The 19759-nt window shown below is 41.1% G+C and carries 20 protein-coding genes; 5 read left to right on the top strand and 15 right to left on the bottom strand.

Annotation, left to right across the window (positions count from 1 at the left end; genetic code table 11):
- Positions 1-92 precede the first annotated feature (92 nt).
- The 3 genes from CSV70_RS09405 to CSV70_RS09395 are packed head-to-tail and all read right to left on the bottom strand — an operon-like array spanning position 93 to position 3418.
- Entirely contained in the window at positions 93-824 is a 732-nt protein-coding gene (locus CSV70_RS09405) for a LytR/AlgR family response regulator transcription factor (RefSeq protein WP_099627617.1), read from the bottom strand.
- Entirely contained in the window at positions 790-2553 is a 1764-nt protein-coding gene (locus tag CSV70_RS09400) for a sensor histidine kinase (protein ID WP_099627618.1), read from the bottom strand. The genes CSV70_RS09405 and CSV70_RS09400 overlap by 35 nt, the downstream gene beginning before the upstream one ends.
- A 31-nt stretch (positions 2554-2584) precedes the next feature.
- Positions 2585-3418, bottom strand: a complete 834-nt coding sequence (locus CSV70_RS09395; RefSeq protein WP_099661010.1) for a squalene/phytoene synthase family protein — start codon at positions 3416-3418, stop codon at positions 2585-2587.
- Between the two features lie 382 nt (positions 3419-3800).
- Between CSV70_RS09395 and CSV70_RS09390 the strand changes: the two genes are divergently transcribed.
- Positions 3801-4148, top strand: a complete 348-nt coding sequence (locus tag CSV70_RS09390; RefSeq protein WP_233191794.1) for a hypothetical protein — start codon at positions 3801-3803, stop codon at positions 4146-4148.
- Positions 4149-4486: 338 nt separating this feature from the next.
- On the opposite strand, the gene CSV70_RS09385 is transcribed toward CSV70_RS09390, so the two are convergent.
- The 4 genes from CSV70_RS09385 to CSV70_RS09370 all read right to left on the bottom strand — a co-directional run bounded on the left by CSV70_RS09385 (position 4487) and on the right by CSV70_RS09370 (position 9555).
- Positions 4487-5857 carry a PepSY-associated TM helix domain-containing protein gene (locus CSV70_RS09385; RefSeq protein WP_099627620.1) on the bottom strand — a complete coding sequence of 457 codons (1371 nt, stop codon included), beginning with the start codon at positions 5855-5857 and terminating at the stop codon, positions 4487-4489.
- A 626-nt stretch (positions 5858-6483) separates the two neighbouring features.
- Complete coding sequence (locus CSV70_RS09380) at positions 6484-8049, bottom strand: YndJ family protein (RefSeq protein WP_099627621.1); 1566 nt, start codon at positions 8047-8049, stop codon at positions 6484-6486.
- Positions 8042-8647: a DUF4166 domain-containing protein gene (locus CSV70_RS09375; RefSeq protein ID WP_233191793.1), complete on the bottom strand. Its 606-nt coding sequence runs from the start codon at positions 8645-8647 to the stop codon at positions 8042-8044. The genes CSV70_RS09380 and CSV70_RS09375 overlap by 8 nt, the downstream gene beginning before the upstream one ends.
- A gap of 8 nt (positions 8648-8655) precedes the next feature.
- Positions 8656-9555, bottom strand: a complete 900-nt coding sequence (locus tag CSV70_RS09370) for a DoxX-like family protein (protein ID WP_099627622.1) — start codon at positions 9553-9555, stop codon at positions 8656-8658.
- 375 nt (positions 9556-9930) lie between these two features.
- Here CSV70_RS09370 and CSV70_RS09365 point away from each other — a divergent pair, with 375 nt between their 5' ends.
- Entirely contained in the window at positions 9931-11157 is a 1227-nt protein-coding gene (locus tag CSV70_RS09365; protein WP_099627623.1) for an AI-2E family transporter, read from the top strand.
- 191 nt (positions 11158-11348) lie between these two features.
- On the opposite strand, the gene CSV70_RS09360 is transcribed toward CSV70_RS09365, so the two are convergent.
- A complete protein-coding gene (locus CSV70_RS09360; RefSeq protein WP_085130622.1) occupies positions 11349-11717 on the bottom strand; it encodes a spore germination protein GerW family protein in 369 nt (122 codons plus the stop codon).
- Positions 11718-11911: 194 nt separating this feature from the next.
- On the opposite strand from CSV70_RS09360, the gene CSV70_RS09355 reads away from it, so the two are divergent.
- Positions 11912-12346 carry an SRPBCC family protein gene (locus CSV70_RS09355; RefSeq protein WP_099627624.1) on the top strand — a complete coding sequence of 145 codons (435 nt, stop codon included), beginning with the start codon at positions 11912-11914 and terminating at the stop codon, positions 12344-12346.
- Entirely contained in the window at positions 12340-12663 is a 324-nt protein-coding gene (locus CSV70_RS09350) for an ArsR/SmtB family transcription factor (RefSeq protein WP_099627625.1), read from the top strand. Before CSV70_RS09355 ends, CSV70_RS09350 begins: the two co-directional genes overlap by 7 nt.
- Positions 12664-12799: 136 nt before the next feature.
- On the opposite strand, the gene CSV70_RS09345 is transcribed toward CSV70_RS09350, so the two are convergent.
- The 6 genes from CSV70_RS09345 to CSV70_RS09320 form a co-directional block, all read right to left on the bottom strand.
- A complete protein-coding gene (locus CSV70_RS09345; protein WP_099627626.1) occupies positions 12800-13249 on the bottom strand; it encodes an SgcJ/EcaC family oxidoreductase in 450 nt (149 codons plus the stop codon).
- Between the two features lie 121 nt (positions 13250-13370).
- The gene (locus CSV70_RS09340) at positions 13371-13577 is read right to left on the bottom strand and encodes an ATPase (protein WP_085130614.1); all 207 of its coding nucleotides are present in this window, start codon (positions 13575-13577) and stop codon (positions 13371-13373) included.
- Between the two features lie 354 nt (positions 13578-13931).
- Entirely contained in the window at positions 13932-15542 is a 1611-nt protein-coding gene (locus CSV70_RS09335) for a catalase (RefSeq protein WP_099661016.1), read from the bottom strand.
- Positions 15543-15880: 338 nt separating this feature from the next.
- Positions 15881-16606 (bottom strand): amino acid ABC transporter ATP-binding protein, encoded by a 726-nt coding sequence (locus CSV70_RS09330; RefSeq protein WP_085133513.1) that lies wholly within the window; start codon positions 16604-16606, stop codon positions 15881-15883.
- Positions 16607-16620: 14 nt separating this feature from the next.
- Complete coding sequence (locus CSV70_RS09325; protein WP_085130610.1) at positions 16621-17286, bottom strand: amino acid ABC transporter permease; 666 nt, start codon at positions 17284-17286, stop codon at positions 16621-16623.
- 39 nt (positions 17287-17325) lie between these two features.
- On the bottom strand, positions 17326-18141 hold the full coding sequence (locus CSV70_RS09320) for a transporter substrate-binding domain-containing protein (protein WP_369802588.1): 816 nt from the start codon (positions 18139-18141) through the stop codon (positions 17326-17328).
- A 593-nt stretch (positions 18142-18734) separates the two neighbouring features.
- Between CSV70_RS09320 and CSV70_RS09315 the strand changes: the two genes are divergently transcribed.
- Positions 18735-19574 carry a pyridoxamine kinase gene (locus CSV70_RS09315; protein WP_085130606.1) on the top strand — a complete coding sequence of 280 codons (840 nt, stop codon included), beginning with the start codon at positions 18735-18737 and terminating at the stop codon, positions 19572-19574.
- A gap of 92 nt (positions 19575-19666) precedes the next feature.
- Here the strand turns inward: CSV70_RS09315 and CSV70_RS16925 are convergent.
- Positions 19667-19759 (bottom strand): IS3 family transposase (locus CSV70_RS16925; protein WP_369802589.1); only part of this gene is annotated, 93 nt, incomplete at its 5' end.

Raw genomic sequence — 19759 nt, 5'->3', positions numbered from 1 at the left:
TAGAAAGATGTCCGATCTATGACAAAATCTCGTAACATGTCAGAATCGCGAAGTAAGATGCACTCCGGGAGATTAACATGTTACGAGATTTTTTATCCTTCGAGACGTTGCCGTAATTCTTTGACATAATTTCGGCTAACTGATAATTTTTCTGGACGCTGATCCACTTCTAACTGATACGCTCCGTTGAACCAAGGTGTCAAACTACTGACGTGCACGAGGTTCACGAGAATACTTTTATGGATGCGGAAAAATGATGAATACATCAATTTGTTTTCGAGTTCTTTTAATGTCATGCGCGTTTCGTAATCACGCGTAGACGTAACGATTTTCGTCCACTTCTCTTCTCGATGCACATAAAGAATATCGCGAATCGGGATGTAGTGGATTTCGCCTTCCGTTTCGACAGGCAATCGATCCAGCGGTTTCGGTGATGTTTCATGTTGTGTTCGATGCAGCAACTCTTTTACACGCGCAATCGTCTGTCGCAGTTGTTCTTCATCATACGGCTTCAGTAAATAATCCATCGCATGGACACGAAATGCTTCTGCCGCGAATTGCGGATAAGCGGTCGCGAAGACAATCAATGGCACTTTTTTCAATGCACCTAACGTCTTTGCCACTTCCATTCCATCGACTTTCGGCATCTCAATGTCGAGGAACACGACATCCGGCTGTAGCTGCATCGCCTTGATAATCGCCGACTCTCCAGAATCCGCTTCTCCGACAACCTTCACCCATTCAAATCGTCCAAGCAAATAAATCATTTCTTCGCGCGCGTACCTTTCATCATCTACGACCAATACGCGAATCGTTTCCGTCATATTCGTTCACCTCCGACTTCGGAATCTGGAATGAAATCTTTGTTCCTTCATTCGGTGTACTTTTTATTGTGAGGCCTGAATTTTTATCGAACGTCATCTTCAGGCGTCGATTGACGTTATAGAGGCCGAGCCCAGTACCTTTTTCAGACCGAACTGGTTCCTGCCCAAGCATAGCGAGACGCGCTGGAACGATTCCCTCACCGTTATCCTGTACCATAATATGAATGGCATTGTCTCGTTCATGTATCGAAATATGGACCATCGCATTGGCGTCCAAATCTTTAATACCGTGCGTCATCGCATTTTCAACGATCGGTTGCAACGTCAATGGCGGAATCTTCTCCTGCATGACATGCGGATCGACGTCGATACAAATCTTCAATTTATCAATGAAACGCGCTTCTTCTATCATCAAATATGCTTCAACATGCGCCAGTTCTTGCTGTAACGTGACCATCTTCGCAGTCGTACCTTCAAGATTCTGACGCAAGAAAAACGACAGCGATGACAGCAGTTTACGCGCTTCATCCGGATTCGTCCGTATCAAAGAAAGAATAATATTCATCGAATTGAACAAGAAATGCGGACTAATTTGCGCTTGCAACGCCTGAATTTCCGCTTCTTTCGCCAGTTGATAGGCATCATCTGCTTCGGCGATTTCAAGCTGATTGCTGAGTAGTGCAGCGAGTCCAGCGATTAATTCGATCGTGACATCGGTAATCGCCGTACGTGATGGATAAAATAACTTCAACGTTCCAATCGTTTCACCGCGTGTTTTAAGTGGTGCAATGACGATGGCTTCGGATGCCGAGATACCCGGATGATCAGGAGTGGCAGAATCAGTGACAATGAGCTGACCTTCTCGTATCACTTGACGTGTGATGTCAGTCTGGATCAAACCTTGCCTAATCGTACCTTTGGATCCGACATACGCGAGAATATCCGTTTTATTCGTCATCGCGACAGCACCTGGCTTCAACTCATCTAGAAGAATCCCACATACCGCCTCGGCCGTATCTTTTCGCATACCTGTCCGTAAATAGCCAAGCGTCTGATCTGCGATACGCAATGTTTTCTGCGCCTGCAACGCGGTCACTTTTTCCTGATCACTAATGACGTTATACGCAATGAGCATAAATAACGCAGTCCCCATGCCGTTCGCCAGAATCATCGGCACGCCAATCGTCTGAACCAATGCAAACGCTTTCTCAAAGGGTTGTGCCATCACGACAATGAGCAACATTTGTAACGCTTCCGCAGCTGCTCCAATCGTGAATGCCAAAAGCGGACGAATACGCTTGCCTTTCTTATAGAAGTAACCCGCAAGAATACCTGAAATAATAGTCGATACTCCGCACGAAATAGCCGTGAATCCACCTAAAGACATTCGGTGAATCCCAGCGATGAGTCCAGCACCGATCCCAAGTCGATATCCACCAAGCAAACCTGCGACGACTACCCCGATTACACGAGAATTCGCAATCGCCTCATCTGTAGCGAGTTGCCATGACATATTTTCAAAGTGAAACGTCTGCATATCTAGCGCCACGCCGAAATACGTTCCGAAAATCCCAAACAATCCAAAAAAGAGTATCGCCGTCAGCTCTTGCCGACGATCCAATACATCTTGATGGATCATATGTTGGAAAAATCGAAAACGAGTAAGAAGGAAAGCGACCGCCACAATCATGCCGACCCGTTCAAACATAATGATCAGTAAATCGAGCATCACAATCCTCCATTCATTCGATTAATAAACGTTACTTTTGAATCGCCTTGTTGACGACCGCTACGACTTCGATTCGCGACATCTTCTCGCGTCCTTCTTTCAGCGCGTCAAGCGTACTATGCGCAAGTGCCAATGGAATATTACAGAAGTTCAAAGTCGTCTTCGTATGGATGTCTTCAATATACGCATCAGCGAGCGCCAAATTCTCTTCAGCATACGCAAACATTTCCGGCAACTTCCAGTCATTCGGGAAGAAGTTCACATCACGCACCGCATCTTCTTTGTAGTTGCGAAGAATATTAACAGACTGCAACCCACGGCCAAAGCCAATAGCTAAGTCACGATCCGTCTCGGTGCCATCATACCAGCGCCAAATATCTGCAAGCATCACGCCAACTAATCCAGCGACATAGTACGTATAATCATCGAGATCTTCACGCGTCTCAATCACCCAGTCCTTACCTGCCCACTTTGCCATGCCACGACCCATAATCGCAGTCGATTCGAGTACTTTATTACGCGCCGTTTCTGGACAAAACTCTACCCAGTCAGCTAAACGCAATGTCACTTCAGGCAACTGATCGCGGTGTGGTGCGAATAACTCGTCCAGTGCAGACGCCATCGATTCGCCTGTTGCGATCGTGCGGTCTAGTATATCGCTTACTTTGTTCAGTAAGTCGATGACAATCTGTACGTCTAGTTGTTCATGGTCTTCAATTTCATCGATTGCACGCATACACAAGTACGCAGACGCAACAGCTTCTCTAACGTTTGGTTCGAGTAGTTTGATTGGTATGTAGAATGTACGGCTTGTCTCTTTTAGGACTTTCATTGCTTCTTTTTGTAATTTCGCTTCAGTTTTCATGTCAGGTTCCCTCCATCAATCTTTGCACAGGTTGTGATTATATAGAATGGGTTTATTATAGCATTGATTGGGTTTGGGGTGCGACTGGAAAGGTGTTCGAGGAGGAAAACCGGTATAGCTTCAATGAAATGGAAAGGGGTTTTAGACTGTTTTGCTGCGTTCCAAGTGACTTAGGGAAGTTCACTGGAATCATTAGTATGAATGAGTGGTCTACTAGCATGAATATATTTAGGATTTTAATTAGCTAGAGATATTTACCAAGTTCTGGTGATAGTGCTACACTAATATCTAAATGATTTAGAGATTCTACTTGGGGTAAAATCATTAGGTATTTCTTCAATATGATAGAGGAAAACCAAGAGATATGTAGGAGGTTATGAAGATGATATCATGTTTTTGCGAAGAGAACAAATCGTTTTATATAAAGGTAGAAGGCGACGTCGGTGCAGAGGCCATCTGGTGTGATGAATGCTACAGTAACTTTAATATGGAAGACGTTCCTATTTCAGAAGAATTGAAAGCGAAACTTAATAAGTGGATGCAAGAATACGGGAAATGGATTCATTGGGAGCAAGACGTGTTGTACCCTAATGGAATTCAAATGGAAGATGAACATAATGAAACGGGCGAACGGTTGACGTTAGAAGTGCGGAAAGAATTGAGTGAAGAGTATCAAGTTCGGTTTTCTCCTTCTTCTTCGGCTAGGATGTATGCGCGACTTGGGTCTTGATGGAAGAGATTTGAACGCAACTATTACTCATAAAAAGAAATCAATTTTCAAATCTACCAGGTTCTGTAGATAGATCCGTTTCATCGCCCGTTTGTTCATGGGTATCCTCACACTCCCTAGAATAGAGTATATTTTTTTTAAATTTTTTCATTTTTTGTTAGTAGCTGTATTTATATCAGCATACGGCAGGAGGTAAAAATAAATTGTACATGTTTCATAAAAGTTAGTGGACTGGTAAAAAAATGAGCAGTTCTGGGACTGTGATAAAACAGATTTTATAAAAAAGCTACCTAATGTCAACGCACTGACTTTCTAGGTAGCTTCTTCTATTTTCACTATTACTCAGTCCGCGTAGCATCTTTCGCACGACGAACCAAATACAAAATCCCTTCAATCGCAAGTACGACCAACAATGAAATCCCGAACAGTGGCATGATGACACCTAAAAATACCATCAACACAATAAACCCTATCGAAATTTTACTCGTCGTCTTAGGCGGTGCCGACATATTTCCTTTTCTCTTGCGTAACAACCACATCCTGAACCCGTAGAAAATTAGGAATAAAAATGCCAGACACACGATTAAATTAATAATTTTATTTGGTAAGCCAAACAGATGACCCTCGTGCAACGGAATTCCCCATGTGAACCATTTCGCTAAGATGCCATACTCCCCGTAGCCTACTTTGGAAATCAAATTGCCGCTGTATTGATCAAAATATGAAGTCATTTCTTCAGCAGGATTTACATCTAACCCTGTTACACCGGTGTTACTTCCTTTCGATACTGTAAACACACCATCTTCAGAAAACGGATAGACGATCGAATACGGTTTTGAAATCTTTTCACCTTGTACTTTTTCCATCAATTCTTCAACAGCAATCCCATTATGGACCATATCCATTCCTGGCATGTCCTCATTTCCACCATGATTCGCGTGTGGGTCTGGTTTTTCGGATGTAGGGGCTTCTTCTTTACGAGTTGCCCAAGGAATCTCACTCATATCGGAAGTAGGTGGCTGTTGTTGTAGCAACGGCGTTCCAATAGAAGGATGTTCTTGAGAGGCAGTATAGATGAAATTCCCCATGAATACGGACCAAGGAAGCCCCGTGAAAATAAGAATGATCATGGGAATAGTGATGATGGTTCCAATTAAAGCATGAATCCGTTTAAATTGGAGTCGACGTGTTGATTTCTTCGGTTTCTTTAGCGCACGACTTTTGAATGTCATATATAGTCCGGAAAACAATAAAAAGATTGCCCAGCATGCAGCTAATTCCACTAAGTAATTGACGACAGTTCCGCCAACAAAGAGCGAACTATGAATATTTCTCATAATATTAGCGTACGTATACTTTGGATTTTGAGAGCCAACTATTTCGTTATGCTCATCTAAAAATACGTATTTCTCTTCGCCTGAATCGGACTTTAGAGTGAGTCTCGTGTTATACGGCTCGTCCATAATCATAATCTTCGAAACTTCAAATCCCTCATTCTCATGCTTCACGAGAGAAATTCCTTCGTCAATCGTTAGTTGGGACGTTTCTTCACTGTTCCCAAAGAAAAGATCCTTGTACGCAACCTTTTCGACATCATTGTAAAACAAGTACCCAATTCCGCTCAACGTGAGTGTAATCAGAAGTGGAGCCATGAACAAAGCACCAAAAAAGTGCCATCTCCAAAAACGATTGTATGTACCTTTTTTCATTGTGTCCCCTCCTCATCTAGTTCATTATCATTTTATAGCTAACGCAAACGATCTCATTTTGGATCACTGTATCTTCAGCATGATGAGCTTTTTTAAAGAGTGAAGTGAACGAAAACGTGATCCATTGCATATAAGCTTTTGTCATTAAATCAAGAAGATATGAACTATGAATGAATTAGAGAACATTTTTTTCATTTTCTCCTATTCAGTACCAAGGATTCTTTTATTACAACTGGGTAGAAAGTAAAGAGGTTTATGTACGAGGAGTGAGGTAGGATGAAATATGTATTTGTATTGGGCGGAACTGGATTGCTTAGATTGGAAACTATAAAAGAATTATTGAAGTAAAAGCCAAGTAAGCTTCCAACAGACCGCGGAAGCTTAGCAAAGCGGGACCCGAAAGTCCATGTATACTCGAGACGCTTACCTCTTCATTCCATTCAATCATTCTTCAAAAGAGTGTCGTAATCACAACGGAAGACACGTCATCCAAGTTTTTGGTTGTCGTAACCTCTTCTAGTTGTTGCGTCGCAAAGTTGATCGTTTCATGTAGTCATTCATAAGCATTCAACGGATATCCTACCTGAAGAAAATAGGTTCATTACGTGCCATAAAGTATCGAGAAATCATTGCTCCACAATAGAATAATCAATCGTCAAAAAAGGAAGTGAAAAAATCCACATTTGATGAGTCGCTTTTAATGTACCGTTTTCCATTTCCTCAATGAAGAACGTTTCTTCCAATGGTAATCTACATAACCCTTTACTATTAAAAGAAAAATACACTCCTGCGTCTGAAGCGGTTTTCCTCCGTTTGCTGGTCAATTGTAACCCGCCATTGACAGCATGCAACTCTAAAATTCCCGTCATTGTAGAATAAGGCAATGGTAGCGTAATATTCATATACGTCTGCTCATTGGTTGTATGTTGCGAATAAAAAGCAGTGAAAATCGTTTGCTCACCAACTTTCCGTTCCCATACACGCACTTGCTCCCGACCATCCAGACTTTCGTCCACCGTATAAATAGCACCCGTCATTTCGACTTCTTCAGAATGCAGCGGCAAATTAATTTGCTGTATGCGTTTACTGAGGAATGAATACATAAAGGCAAACGGCTTAAACCAACGATGCCAGCGAATGGAAGCATACAGCTTGAAGTCTATCGTCTGTTCATAGAAGCGTATAATTGCTGGAGATACCGTTGCAGGTGAAAGCCCATAAACGGTTAAGTCATCGGATAGCCCGCGATGCCGACCGATCTGACCAATTTGATCCGCAACTTGTCTTCCGCGAATTTGGCTGACCGGAAACGTCGGCGGTATAAAACGCGCTGGTGGTACATGAAGCGACCAGCCGATGATGCCGAATAAAGCAAAGATGATACAATTTAACACACCATGAAAACGAAGCATGAAATCAATCGTTACGGAAAAGATTTCAAAACCAGTACTCAGTACATACAGCATGGAAAACGAAATCGTCACAGCTAATGCACTAAACGCCAATCGTAGTAGCCACTTCTGCAAACGACATGCAAATGGAAGTTGCCAAACGATTCGAATGATCACACCAAAACCAAATATATACAGCAAGACGGAAAATATTTCAATCCATCGTGAAAATGTAATACCCACCGCCACGATCATCGGTGCCGCAAGCAATGCAACTATGGCCCATTGATACACACGCGAACTGTGTAGACGCCCGATCCATCCAACGAAAACGGGTAATATGAAAGCTGAATAATGAAAATGGATAGCAGTCAACCATGTAAGCAACGGACTAAATCCAAGATCCAGCCCTACTACAAAAGCGAAATACCAGCCGCCCCCCATAGCTAAGTAGACAAGTCCTAGATCCATCGCAAACTCTTCTATATTCGTAAAGCCGCGACGCAGAAACCGAACCACTCCGTAGAGAGCTATATATAACGTAAACAATAAATAGAATGAAGCAATCCACCCATCCCATTTAGTAGAAACTACCTGTTCAAGCACTACTGCGGTGTAAGCAGGTATTGCGACATACGGATAGTACTTCCAAAACCAATCACGCTCCGTACAGAGGAGTCGTAACAAAACAGGGATATACACAAGTTGCGCAACCATCAATATACTATACGGCCACGGAGAATCACTAAAAGCAATAGCCAGTAGAAACAACAACACATGAAGCACGACAAATTTACGCATCTTCGGTAAACTCTCCTTCGTATGAACATACTGTCCCTATTAACGGGTTCTTTACATCGACAGTAATTCGAAAAACTTCACTCCGTTCATCATACGACTCTACAACCGTCGCCAAACCTTGCAGAAACTTCGGCAATGAAATCTCGATCTTGCCGAGTACCAACCGTTGATCCAATGATTCAATTTTTAATGCGCCACCTTCCTCGACAGTAAATCCTAAATCAGAATAAAATAACGGCGGTTCACCAAGATAATCTTTCACGACCATTTGTTTTTCATCCAAACTCATTAAAGCATTGAAATAGCGTGTCTTGTTAGGAAAACTAAATTTGCGTTCCCAATGAATTTCTTCATTGCCTGCTAAAGAGACAAACGATGAATTAACAATCGTAAACGAAATAGCCGTTCCACTTTCCGGAAAAACAAACTTTCGTTTCGCGCCCCATAAGAAAAGTGGGAACAGCCATTTCGGACCACCTGTTATACGATTCATCATGCCTGATGCCCGAAAGACCGGTTCTTCAAAGGCATATCTTTTTTGAAGCATTGGATGAAGGCGAGAAAAATCTGCTGCTAATACTTTCTTATAAATAGACACGGTACATGTCACCTCTTTCTTTTACAAGACGCCGCTGTCGGCACATCCTTGCTCAGAAGAAAACCAATACTTGTCAGCACGATTAACGCTACATTGAACGTAATCGGATTAAATGGATGAACAGCAGTTTCTGGAGCTGCTATGAAGGCTGCAATAGTCAATAATGGAAAAGCGAGTAGCTGCAACAACAAAAGATGCCGTTTATTGCGATAAAGCAACCAAACCACACCAAATACTACTTCAGCCAAGCCGATCACATACACAGCATTTGTAGCTAATGCATCCGAAAGCGACAGACCGCTCGCCACCATCGCTTTTTCCTGCGGATGCATCGCAAGGAGTTTAGGGACAAGCCCTTGATATATCCATAGGAAAGCAAAGAATACTGTCAGAAGTTGCATCGTGAAATAGCGTCGATATTGCGAAATTGGAGTTTCTCCCCGCTCGAGCCATCGTTTCAGCACATCAAAACTTACTGCAGTCGCATAGCCCATTAACGGTCGAAACACCGTATCCATTAGTTGTCCCACTTTGCCAAAATTCGTTTGATAATCATATTGCGTCAAAAATTTCGTTCCCTCTTCCATTGGCTCGTACTTCCAATAACCGCGTCCTTCACGTATCGGTGAGATTTTTTGATTCGTGCCGAAGTGTAACGATGAACTGCGCGACCCGCTGTCCAAATGTGCGGTTCCACTACTCTCACCCCATCCTTCTACTGTGATGAACGGACCCACCGTTCTTGTATAGGTAAACCGTTGCGGTTGGTCTTCTTCCTTAGGTACATAGTAAATAGAAGAAAAGCGTAAGTCCCATTGCGCATGTAACTCTGGATCTTGGGAAGCATCCCACACTCGCTGTAGCGGAGCATGTATGGGAATCTCTACATAAATCGGCTTTGATTTCATCGGAATCACCTTCCCAGTTCATTTTTCCCGTATAGTTTTCTATCAATTTTAGGTACAGTATACTCTCCTTAGTTTACCATTTTTATTAACTATAGAGCTATCGATTTAATTATAGAAAGCGAATTGATACCATCCATAATTTTGTGATTTCATTACGAAAAAATTTACCTAGTTCTAGTGATAATGATACACTTACATTACAGCACGAGATAGCTTCTACTGGAGGTAGATACCGTGAGAAAAGTTGATATTCTTTCATTATTAGAACATCAAAAGACATGAGCTATGGATACAAATCCGTGGTGACTTGATTTCTCTTATTCACCTGCATGAGACTGTAAAGAATCGTTTATATCTAGAGAAGAGGTGCAGGATATGGAAAATGATAAAATCCGAACGATGACTACCTGGTTCCGAAACTGGTTTTTGGATAATAAAGTAGTCGCTATCTTATTGATTTCACTATTAATTTTATTGAACTTCCTAGTTTTTTCAAAAGTTATGTATATGTTTCATTTTGTTAAAGAGTTTCTCGGCGTAGTGGCCTTACCTATCATCATGGCAGGGATTCTCTTTTACTTATTAAATCCATTAATCGATATGATGGAAAGAAAGAAGATCAAGCGTGTTTGGGGGATTGCACTCGTCTTCGTGGTCATTAGTGGTTTAGTCGCGTGGGGTATTATCATACTGATTCCGATTATACGCGAACAAGCTACAAGCCTTATTCAAAACTGGCCAGGATATTGGACGAGATTATTAGCGCAATTTGATAGCTTGTTGAGTAGTACTATATTTTCTCAACTGCAAGGAAAGTTGGACGATATGGATCAAAGTATCATCAAGTCGATAACAGAGCAAACGAATGGCTTCATAGACTCTGCTTTCTCAGGGATTGGTAGCGTACTCGGAACGGTTACCAATGTAGTCATCGCGTTGCTGACTATGCCAGTTCTTTTATTCTTTTTATTGAAAGACGGCCGTGATTTACCGTATCATACAATGAAACTTCTACCGACGAAGATGCGCGCCAACACGTATAAAGTATTGAAAGAAATCAATATGCAAATTAGCCAATATATCCGTGGACAATTATTAGTCGCATTTTTTGTAGGATTGATGTTCTGGATTGGGTTGGCGATTGCAGGACTGGAATATGCCGTTTTACTCGCCATATTAGCAGGTGTACTCAACTTGGTTCCTTATTTAGGGTCATTCCTTGCGATTATTCCGATTGTCATCATCGCGTTAGTTTCTTCACCTTTCATGTTAGTTAAAGTCATTATTGTGTTCGCAGTGGAACAAGCACTTGAAGGCAGACTGATCCAACCATTGATTTTGGGTAGTAATTTGAAAATACATCCTGTGACGATTATTATCGTGTTGCTGACGGCCGGAAAATTATTCGGTGTGCCAGGTGTCATTTTAGGGATTCCGGCGTATGCTGTCATCAAAGTCATTGTCGAGCATATTTTCAAATGGTATAAATCCTATTCAGGTCTCTATGTAGAATCATACAACCCCGCTCCTAAACCGAGCGTTCCGATTGAAAAAAGGAAAGTGAAGAAGCGCAAGAGATTTAATTTGTGGAAAAAGCGTTAGATTTTGCTGTTCGTGGAAAAGTACAAGCCTGAAATGAGACAGCTCCTCTTTCCAAAGTCAATATGGTGTGGAATAAAAAGAGCGTGTCTTCTAGGTTAGTAAGTTACCTAGAAGATACGCTCTAAAAGTTCTGATTTCATAAAGTAGCTTTCTGTAATGAATTGAAAAGCTCTAAGTTTTTCGAACATCGTTCATTTTCCCTTGCAAAGCGCCCATAATCCTAAAACGCCACCAACAACCACAGTTAACGCGGTTAATTTCTTCCTATCCAGAGTAGACTCAAACTTCACATGGTCTGGTGTGATGACATATACGCCAATGGGTTTAATAGTAAAAGCACCGCCTCCACCTTCCCCTCCACTACCGTCACCACCCCCACCTACTGCATATTTAACTTTCGCCACAGGGACTACCTTTTGCAAACCAAGTTCGATCGGTTCCCCGTATATGAAGGACACGTCTTTTTGGTTGGCAAATTTATTAAAAATCGTTTTAACAGGTGTTTCAATATACTCTTTCTTCCCAGCATTCTTGTTCGGTTGAGCTTGTCCATTTTGCATGACTATTCGCCTCCTTTCTTTACTCATTCGCCTTTTTTGGTCAATCACCTTCTAGTAGACGCTTACTGGTGGCTTATTATTTAATTATAATCAAAACCTAATTTAGTTCGATGAAAAACAGTTTACCTAACACTTTTAGGTGTTATAATAATACATAACACCTTAAAGTGTTAAATGAATCGGAGGTATGTATGATGAATTCACAAGAGAAATTAGAAGAAATCCGTAAAACCGTTGTACTTAATGCGCCGCTAGAAAAAGTATGGGAGGCTGTTTCTACATCAGAGGGCATGGCAGCGTGGTGGATGCCCAATTCACTTAAACCAATTATAGGACATGAATTTGTACTTCATACAGAGCAATTCGGAGACTCTCCTTGTAAAGTAACTGAACTTCAACCACCTACCCGTTTAGGCTTTAATTGGGGTAAAGATTGGCATATTTTAATTGAATTGAAAAAATTAAGCGATGAGGAAACAGAGCTTACATTAACTCATTCTGGCTGGGATGCAAATAAAGTAACTGAATTTGAACAACCTCACACAGTCGTTCGTGGATTTATGGAGAGTGGTTGGGAACGTACCGTAAAAGAGAAACTTCCGGCTACTCTAAAGGCTTACATGTGGTGAATCCATCTAAGCCAGATGTATTCCAAGCGATTTCTGATCCAACTCGTCGTAGTCTGTTAAAATTGCTTGCCGAAAAAGAATTATCCATCACTGATATTGTAGAGTTCTACCCGATAAGCCGTACAGCAATAAATAAGCATCTTCATATTCTTTTCAACGCGGGCCTTGTCAAACGTCAGAAAGTCGGACGTGAAACCCGCTATATGCTTGATTCCGAACCACTGATTGAACTAAAGGGCTGGCTTAGTTTCTTTGAACGATATTGGGACAAAAACCTGCTCGCGCTCAAAGAATATGTAGAGAAAAATAATGATTAGCCATCAGTGGAACCGTGAATAGGAAATGTAAATCTCCCGGTTCCTTTATTTTACGAGAAAGCTTTTATATGTTTAGGGCGAAGTGAAGTTTCTCCACTTCATAGCCAAATTACATGATGCGGTTATGACACTATCGTTATTTAATTAATTGCCTTAACTCATCTGTCATTTGCTCAACTAGTTCCGGTCTGCCATGAAATTGAGCAGGTGTATTTTGGAAGAGCTCAACTTTCCAATTGCCGTCTTTGTTAACTGTGACGAGAGTTTGAAGGGCGTTTACTGTGGGCTCAATATCTGTTTTCCCTGGTGGAATCATCCCAGCAATCGCTTGTACTATTGCGGTATCAGTTCCTATTGCACGAACTTCTTTCACTTTCGTTACAAAAGGTGCAGTGGGATGTTTTTCAAAGATAGATGCGAGATGCGATAAAATTTCCTGTCGTCCAACCATTTTACTGCCATCAAAACCAATTTGAGTTCCTTGTTCTGTAAATAGTTCAGCCATTCCTTTTGCATCACGATTGTTCCATGCGTCTATTAGTCTTCGGTAAAGACTATTGATTTCATCTACGTGAGAATTATTCATGCACTGTGCTCCCTTTTTTACACATTATATTATTTCCCTTACTTCGTTTCTTGTACAACGGGTAGCCACTACATATTTCAATAATTAACTACTACTCTACGTTCGAGGCTAGATTATAAGACTAATTGGTATGTGATTTCGATTTGATAATACGTTCACTAACAAACCCCATTACTATGCCAACGCCAATCGGTACTAGTGAAATTTCAGTATGCGAAAGTGAAATAGTGAATTTAAGAATATCTATATTCGCTATAAAGCCTATTACATATAGGAATATCATCGTTCCAAATGAAACTAGTAACGGAATCCAAAAGGACTTATTCACAACTTCACCTCCCAATCTTTTTAGCGGGTTGTCACTGATGTTTTGATCATGAAAACTAGTATTCTAACCTACTTCCTCTTTCATCTCTTGCACAAGTTGATCATGTGGCGCAATCTCTTCTAGACACTTCTTAAAATAAAGTATATCATTTCTCCGCCGAATTTTCTAACTACTCTGTTATTTACTTTGTTGAAATCAACATAAAACCGTCAAAATAAAAAATGAAATTGAAAAAACATCTATATAAGACATAAATGTAGGTGCTTGCATAACCTCATTTACTTCCTATACAGATGCTATTCAGTCTTCATTCACAATACATTTTGATTTGAATAAAAGGACTTTACCTTTTCATCAATAAGGCTCTGCTTCACGACCTTTTTCCACCGCATCTTTCACAGCCTGTTTAGAGTCAGGCGTACCGTGTCCGAATTTCGATTGACCTGCTTCACGACCCGGGACGTTAGGTTCTGCCGCCACTCCTGTTAGTTCTTTCATTTTCTGTTCAATACCCGCTTGTACAAGACGCCCGTATTCAAAATCCGCTAGCGTAAAGTGTTCGATCATCGCTTTTTGTATGCGTACATCACACACTGCTAGCGCTTCTGAAAGGTTTTTGATTAATTCCTCTCGTTCCCACTTCTCAAACTGGCGGAACGTCTCGCCTGCCTGTCCATAATTATTCGGTCGGTCAATCGGCGCGCTCATCGCTGCTGCATTGTACGTAGGTCTATGTGGAAGCCAGTTTTCCCTTTTTGCTTCCTGAAATCCACCGAGCATGGATGGTTCATAATTGATATGTGGATTTTCTCCTGACTCGCAGGCGGCGCGATGATCCATTTGACCACGTTGCTGATTTGTCCGCACTTCTTTTTTTGGTGCATTTACAGGTAACTGGAGATAATTCGTGCCGATACGGTAACGTTGCGTATCAGAATATGAGAATGTACGGCCTTGAAGCATTTTGTCATCGGAAAAATCCATTCCATCTACGAGTACGCCAGTTCCGAAAGCCGCTTGCTCAATGTCCATATGGAAATCCTCAGGGTTACGATCCAATACCATTTTACCTACAGCTAGCCAAGGAAACTGTTCTTCCGGCCAAAGCTTTGTATTATCAAGCGGATCAAAATCCAATTCCGGATGGTATCCGTCTTCCATAATTTGCACAAATAGCTCCCACTCAGGATATTCTCTACGTTCGATAGCTTCGGATAAATCTTGCGTCGCATGTGCAACGTTTTTTGCCTGAATGGCATCAGCATCTTCTTGAGTTAAATTACGTATGCCTTGCTTCGGCTCCCAATGATACTTTACTAAAACCGATTCTCCCTTGTCGTTGACCCACTTGTATGTATTCACACCAGAGCCTTGCATGTGACGATACGTTGCAGGAATTCCCCATGGCGAGAACAAAAACGTAATCATATGAATGGATTCTGGCGATCGGGAGACAAAATCAAACATGCGTTGTGGATGCGGAATATTGGAAGCAGGATCGGCTTTAAATGCATGAATCATATCTGGAAACTTCATCGCATCTCGAATGAAAAATATTTTCAAATTATTCCCCACTAAATCCCAGTTGCTATCTTCTGTATACATCTTAACCGCAAATCCTCGAGGATCTCGTGCAGTTTCAGGCGAATCTTTACCTCCTGCTACAGTAGAAAAGCGCACGACAAGAGGTGTTCTTTTTCCAGCACCCGAAAAGACTTTAGCACGCGTGTACTTTTCAACTGGCTCATTACCAACTTTCCCGTATGTTTCAAAATAACCAAACGCACCCGATCCTCGTGCATGGACCACTCGTTCAGGTATTTCCTCACGATCAAAGTGAGAGATTTTTTCAATGTAGTGATAATTCTCAAGCGTAGCAGGGCCACGGTCGCCAATGGTCTTGATATTTTGATTATCATGCACAGGGTGCCCTTGGCGTGTCGTAAGTGTTTCGCGCTCTTCCATTTGAGCTTTCTTCTGTTTATGTTGTTTCTTGTCCACAATATTCCTCCTCGACAAAGTGCTTTCCATTATCTACTGACAGTATGACCACAACTAGGAAAAATAAACACCTATACTTCGGTTGGAAATCGGTATCCTTCCTATGATCAGTGAGCCGACTAGTAGGTTGTATACGTATTTTGAAAGTTTCCACGTTTCCCGGGAAATCTCATACGTACAAACTTGACGAGAGCAGAAAAGCTATCGAATCTAAAAAAGAGGCACCAGGACGTTGAACACTTCAAACATGTTCGGGGACCTAGTACCTCTTGTGAACTCAGAATTAAGATTTTTAACTGTTCTTACACGTCTACCATTTCTAGAAATTGCAGTGTCCGTTCATTTGTCGAGCGATTAAAAAACGTATCGGGATCGGAATCCTCGATGATGACTCCTTCGTCTAGCATAATCACTCGGTCTGCAACGTTCTTCGCGAACTTCATTTCGTGTGTAACGACGATCATCGTCATTCCTTCCTCCGCTAAGTTTTGCATGACTTGCAGCACTTCCCCGACAAGTTCGGGGTCTAAAGCAGAAGTCGGTTCGTCGAATAATAGTACTTTCGGTTCCATAGCAAGCGCTCGAGCGATCGCAACACGTTGTTTTTGACCACCAGATAATTTATTCGGATAGACATCTGCTTTTTCGGATAGCCCTACCTTTTTTAATATTTCATGTGCCATTTTCTTCACTTGTACTTTGTCCATTTTTTTGACCATCAAAGGCGCTTCCATTACATTCTCCAATACGGTTTTGTGTGGGAATAAATTAAAGTGTTGAAATACCATTCCCACTTCCGCTCGGATCTTGGCTAAGTTATCTTTCTTCTGATTAACTTGCTTTCCATCAATTGTAATTACGCCTTCATTCGCCAATTCCAAAAAGTTTAAACACCGTAAAAAGGTACTTTTTCCTGATCCACTGACTCCTATGAGAACGACTACTTCTCCACGGCGCACTTCCATATCGATCCCTTTTAACACTTTTAACTCTCCAAATGACTTATGAATATTTTCTGCTTTAATCATCGTATTCGCCCCCATTATTTATCCACATCCAATTTGTTCTCATACCATTTTAATAGAGCGCTGAAAATCAGAACGAGAAGTAGATAATAAAGACCGACTACGAGAAACGTTTCAAATTGTTTGAAATTAGACGCAGCCACTCGATTGGCCAAACCAAATAATTCAGATACACCAATCACATAGACTAAAGATGAATCTTTCAATGTGATGATAAATTGATTGCCGAGCGGTGGAATCGCACGGCGTAAAGCTTGCGGGAATACGATTCTTCTCATCGTCAATGAACTATTCATACCCAGTGCAAGACTTGCCTCACGTTGTCCTTTGTCAATTCCTTGAATAGATCCACGGAAAATTTCCGCAATGTATGCACCGTTATGGACTCCTAATGCAATAGCACCTGCCCAGAAGTTATCTAACACGATGATCGATGTGATACCGAAGTATAGAAACATAATCTGAACAATTAACGGCGTTCCTCGAATTAGCGTAATATAAATATTGGCAATCATCTGCAATACTTTTGAGTTTGAAATCTTCATCAGTGCGAAGATGACACCTAACACCGTTCCGATTACGATTGCAATGGCCGTGATTTCGATTGTTAGTAGACCTGCTTGTAAAAATCCTTTGTACGTATTTTGGAATACGTCATAAAATGTTAGTAAAAACTCAGGCACCGGCACACCAACTTTCTAAAAAATAAGTGGAGATTTGTTTTATTCCAATAATTCCACGCCTTCTAAATCAATATCAAGTAAGTTGCGACCGAACCATTTATCTGAGATTTTCTCATACGTCCCATCGTCAATCATTTCTTGTAATGCTTGATCCAGCGCTTTTGTTAATTCTGGATTTTCTTTATTCACAGCGATGGAAGGTTGTTCTACCCACATCGGCTTGTCGACCTCTTTGACTTCAAATCCGTTGTCGATCGCTTCATATCCAACGATGTCCGCTGTAATAACTGCATCTAAGCGACCTTTCACTGTTAAATCTTTTAATGCAACTACATCACTGCTGTAATACTGGATATCATCCGATAATTCTTTAGCTGGCTCTTCATATGTGGACTGGGCTACTACTCCAATTTTCTTTCCATCTAAGTCTTCGGGAGATGTAATTTCGTCGTTATCCTTGGCAACGAAAATCATCCCTCCTGAATAATAATAAGGCTCAGTGAAGTCCGCTTGTTTTGCCCGTTCTTTTGTATAAGCCATAGAACCAATAATTGCGTCAAACTTATTCCCAACTAATCCTTGTAAAATCGTTTCAAATGGATTGGTCACTGGATTCGCTTCAAGTCCCATTTTCTCTGCAAGCGCATTTCCAATTTCTATATCAAAGCCTGTAAGTTTACCGTCTTCTTCAAAACTAAACGGTTTGTACACTCCACTTGCAGCAAATGTGAATTTTCCTTCATTGACTAGTTTATAGCCTTGATCGCCAGTATTTTCTGACGTCTTTTCGTCTTCATTACCACAAGCAGCAAGTACTAGCACAGATGCAGCTAGTAGTAGGATCATCATTTTGATTTTTTTCATATTCCCCATCTCCCTTTTTTCATGGAATTTTCAGTTAATAAAAGTGCTTTCTGTTTCTCAAGTGGTTTTATGGATTTGTTTAGAGACTAATTCCTGTTTCCCTTAATTTTGAAACCGCTTACAATTTATGTTGATTGGAGCGGTAGATTAATTCTTTTATTAAATCGCCCCCCTTTTATCAGAAATCATCTCATAAAGAATTCACCATTTAATTGAAGTACCTATTGATTCTTTGACTCTCTCTCCTCACTTTCTAACTAGTAAGTTATTTACTATTAAACCATGATACCATAAAAAAGTGAACGTTTAATTTTATATTCACATAATCTTTTTATTCAATACATAGAAGATATTCTTTCTTTTTTTAGTAACCTCTACGATTGGAAACGTTCGGTTGATCATATGTATACCCTCCATACTGGGTATTGTAACCTATAATATAAAAAAGTTATGTGATGAATAGTTCTCTTTTTTCAACATAATGATAGGTAATGTACTAGTCGTTACTAGTTCTCACACAACAATTCACTACATTGTTTATGCTATGATACGAATAATACATAGCGATTTACGGAGGATTTCCCATGAAAAAAGTTGCAATTATTCAAGATTTGTCTTCATTCGGTAAATGCTCACTCACTGCCGCGATTCCTGTGCTTTCTGTGATGGGTGTGCAGGCATGTCCACTGCCGACTGCGATGTTGACTGCACAAACAGAATATCCGAGCTATTACTGCAATGATTTGACGAGTGCCATGCCGCTCTATACAAAGGAGTGGGAGAAGCTCCATGTCACGTTTGACGGCATTCATACCGGTTATATTACGGGCAAAGAGCAAATTCATCATATCCTTACATTTCTCGAGAGTTTTTATACTGATCGAACGCTATTACTCGTGGATCCGGTACTCGGTGACAATGGAAAAGCGTATGATAATTTTGACGAAGAACTTCTTGAACAAATGAAGGTTCTCGTTGCGCGAGCGGATATTATTACGCCGAACATTACGGAATGTTGTTTGCTGACCGGTTATAGTTATGACGCATTGCACCGCTGCGTCGATGAACAAGATTACCTGAAGATTGTAGAGGATGCGGGTAAGCAGCTTCAACAAGCAACTGGCGCTGAAATTATCATTACAGGCATTCAACCACCTAGCCGACAATTTACGATCGGCAATATGTATATTAACGACACGGACACTCTTTTCACCACAGTGCCGTACAATAATAAAAGCTATTCAGGCACTGGTGATTTATTCGCATCGGTACTGATGGGCAGCCGACTTCGTGGTATGGACATGGAACAGTCGATTTCGCTTGCGAAAGAATTTTTGCTCGCCGCTATAGAAGATACTGCGTTAGACGATACACCGTTAGAGGCGGGAGTGAATTTTGAAAAGTATTTGCGGATGCTTTTGTGAGAAGTTCTAGAAAAACACTACTAGAGCGAACAAAAAAATCCCCAGCCCTATTTTAAAATGTACCCTTTGTAAAGGACAATTATAAAAAAAGCCTAAGCTGCTTGTTGAAGCTGTCGTCTGTATTCTGCAGGCGGCAGCTTTTTCAAGTTCCACTGCCCGCGATAATGGTTATAGTACGTCATATA

The sequence above is a fragment of the Sporosarcina sp. P25 genome (genome assembly GCF_002743235.1).
In the GTDB taxonomy this organism is placed as follows: Bacteria; Bacillota; Bacilli; order Bacillales_A; family Planococcaceae; genus Sporosarcina; species Sporosarcina ureae_B.
The sequence above is the reverse complement of the archived record's forward strand: the minus strand, read 5'-3'. Positions and strand labels throughout refer to the sequence as shown.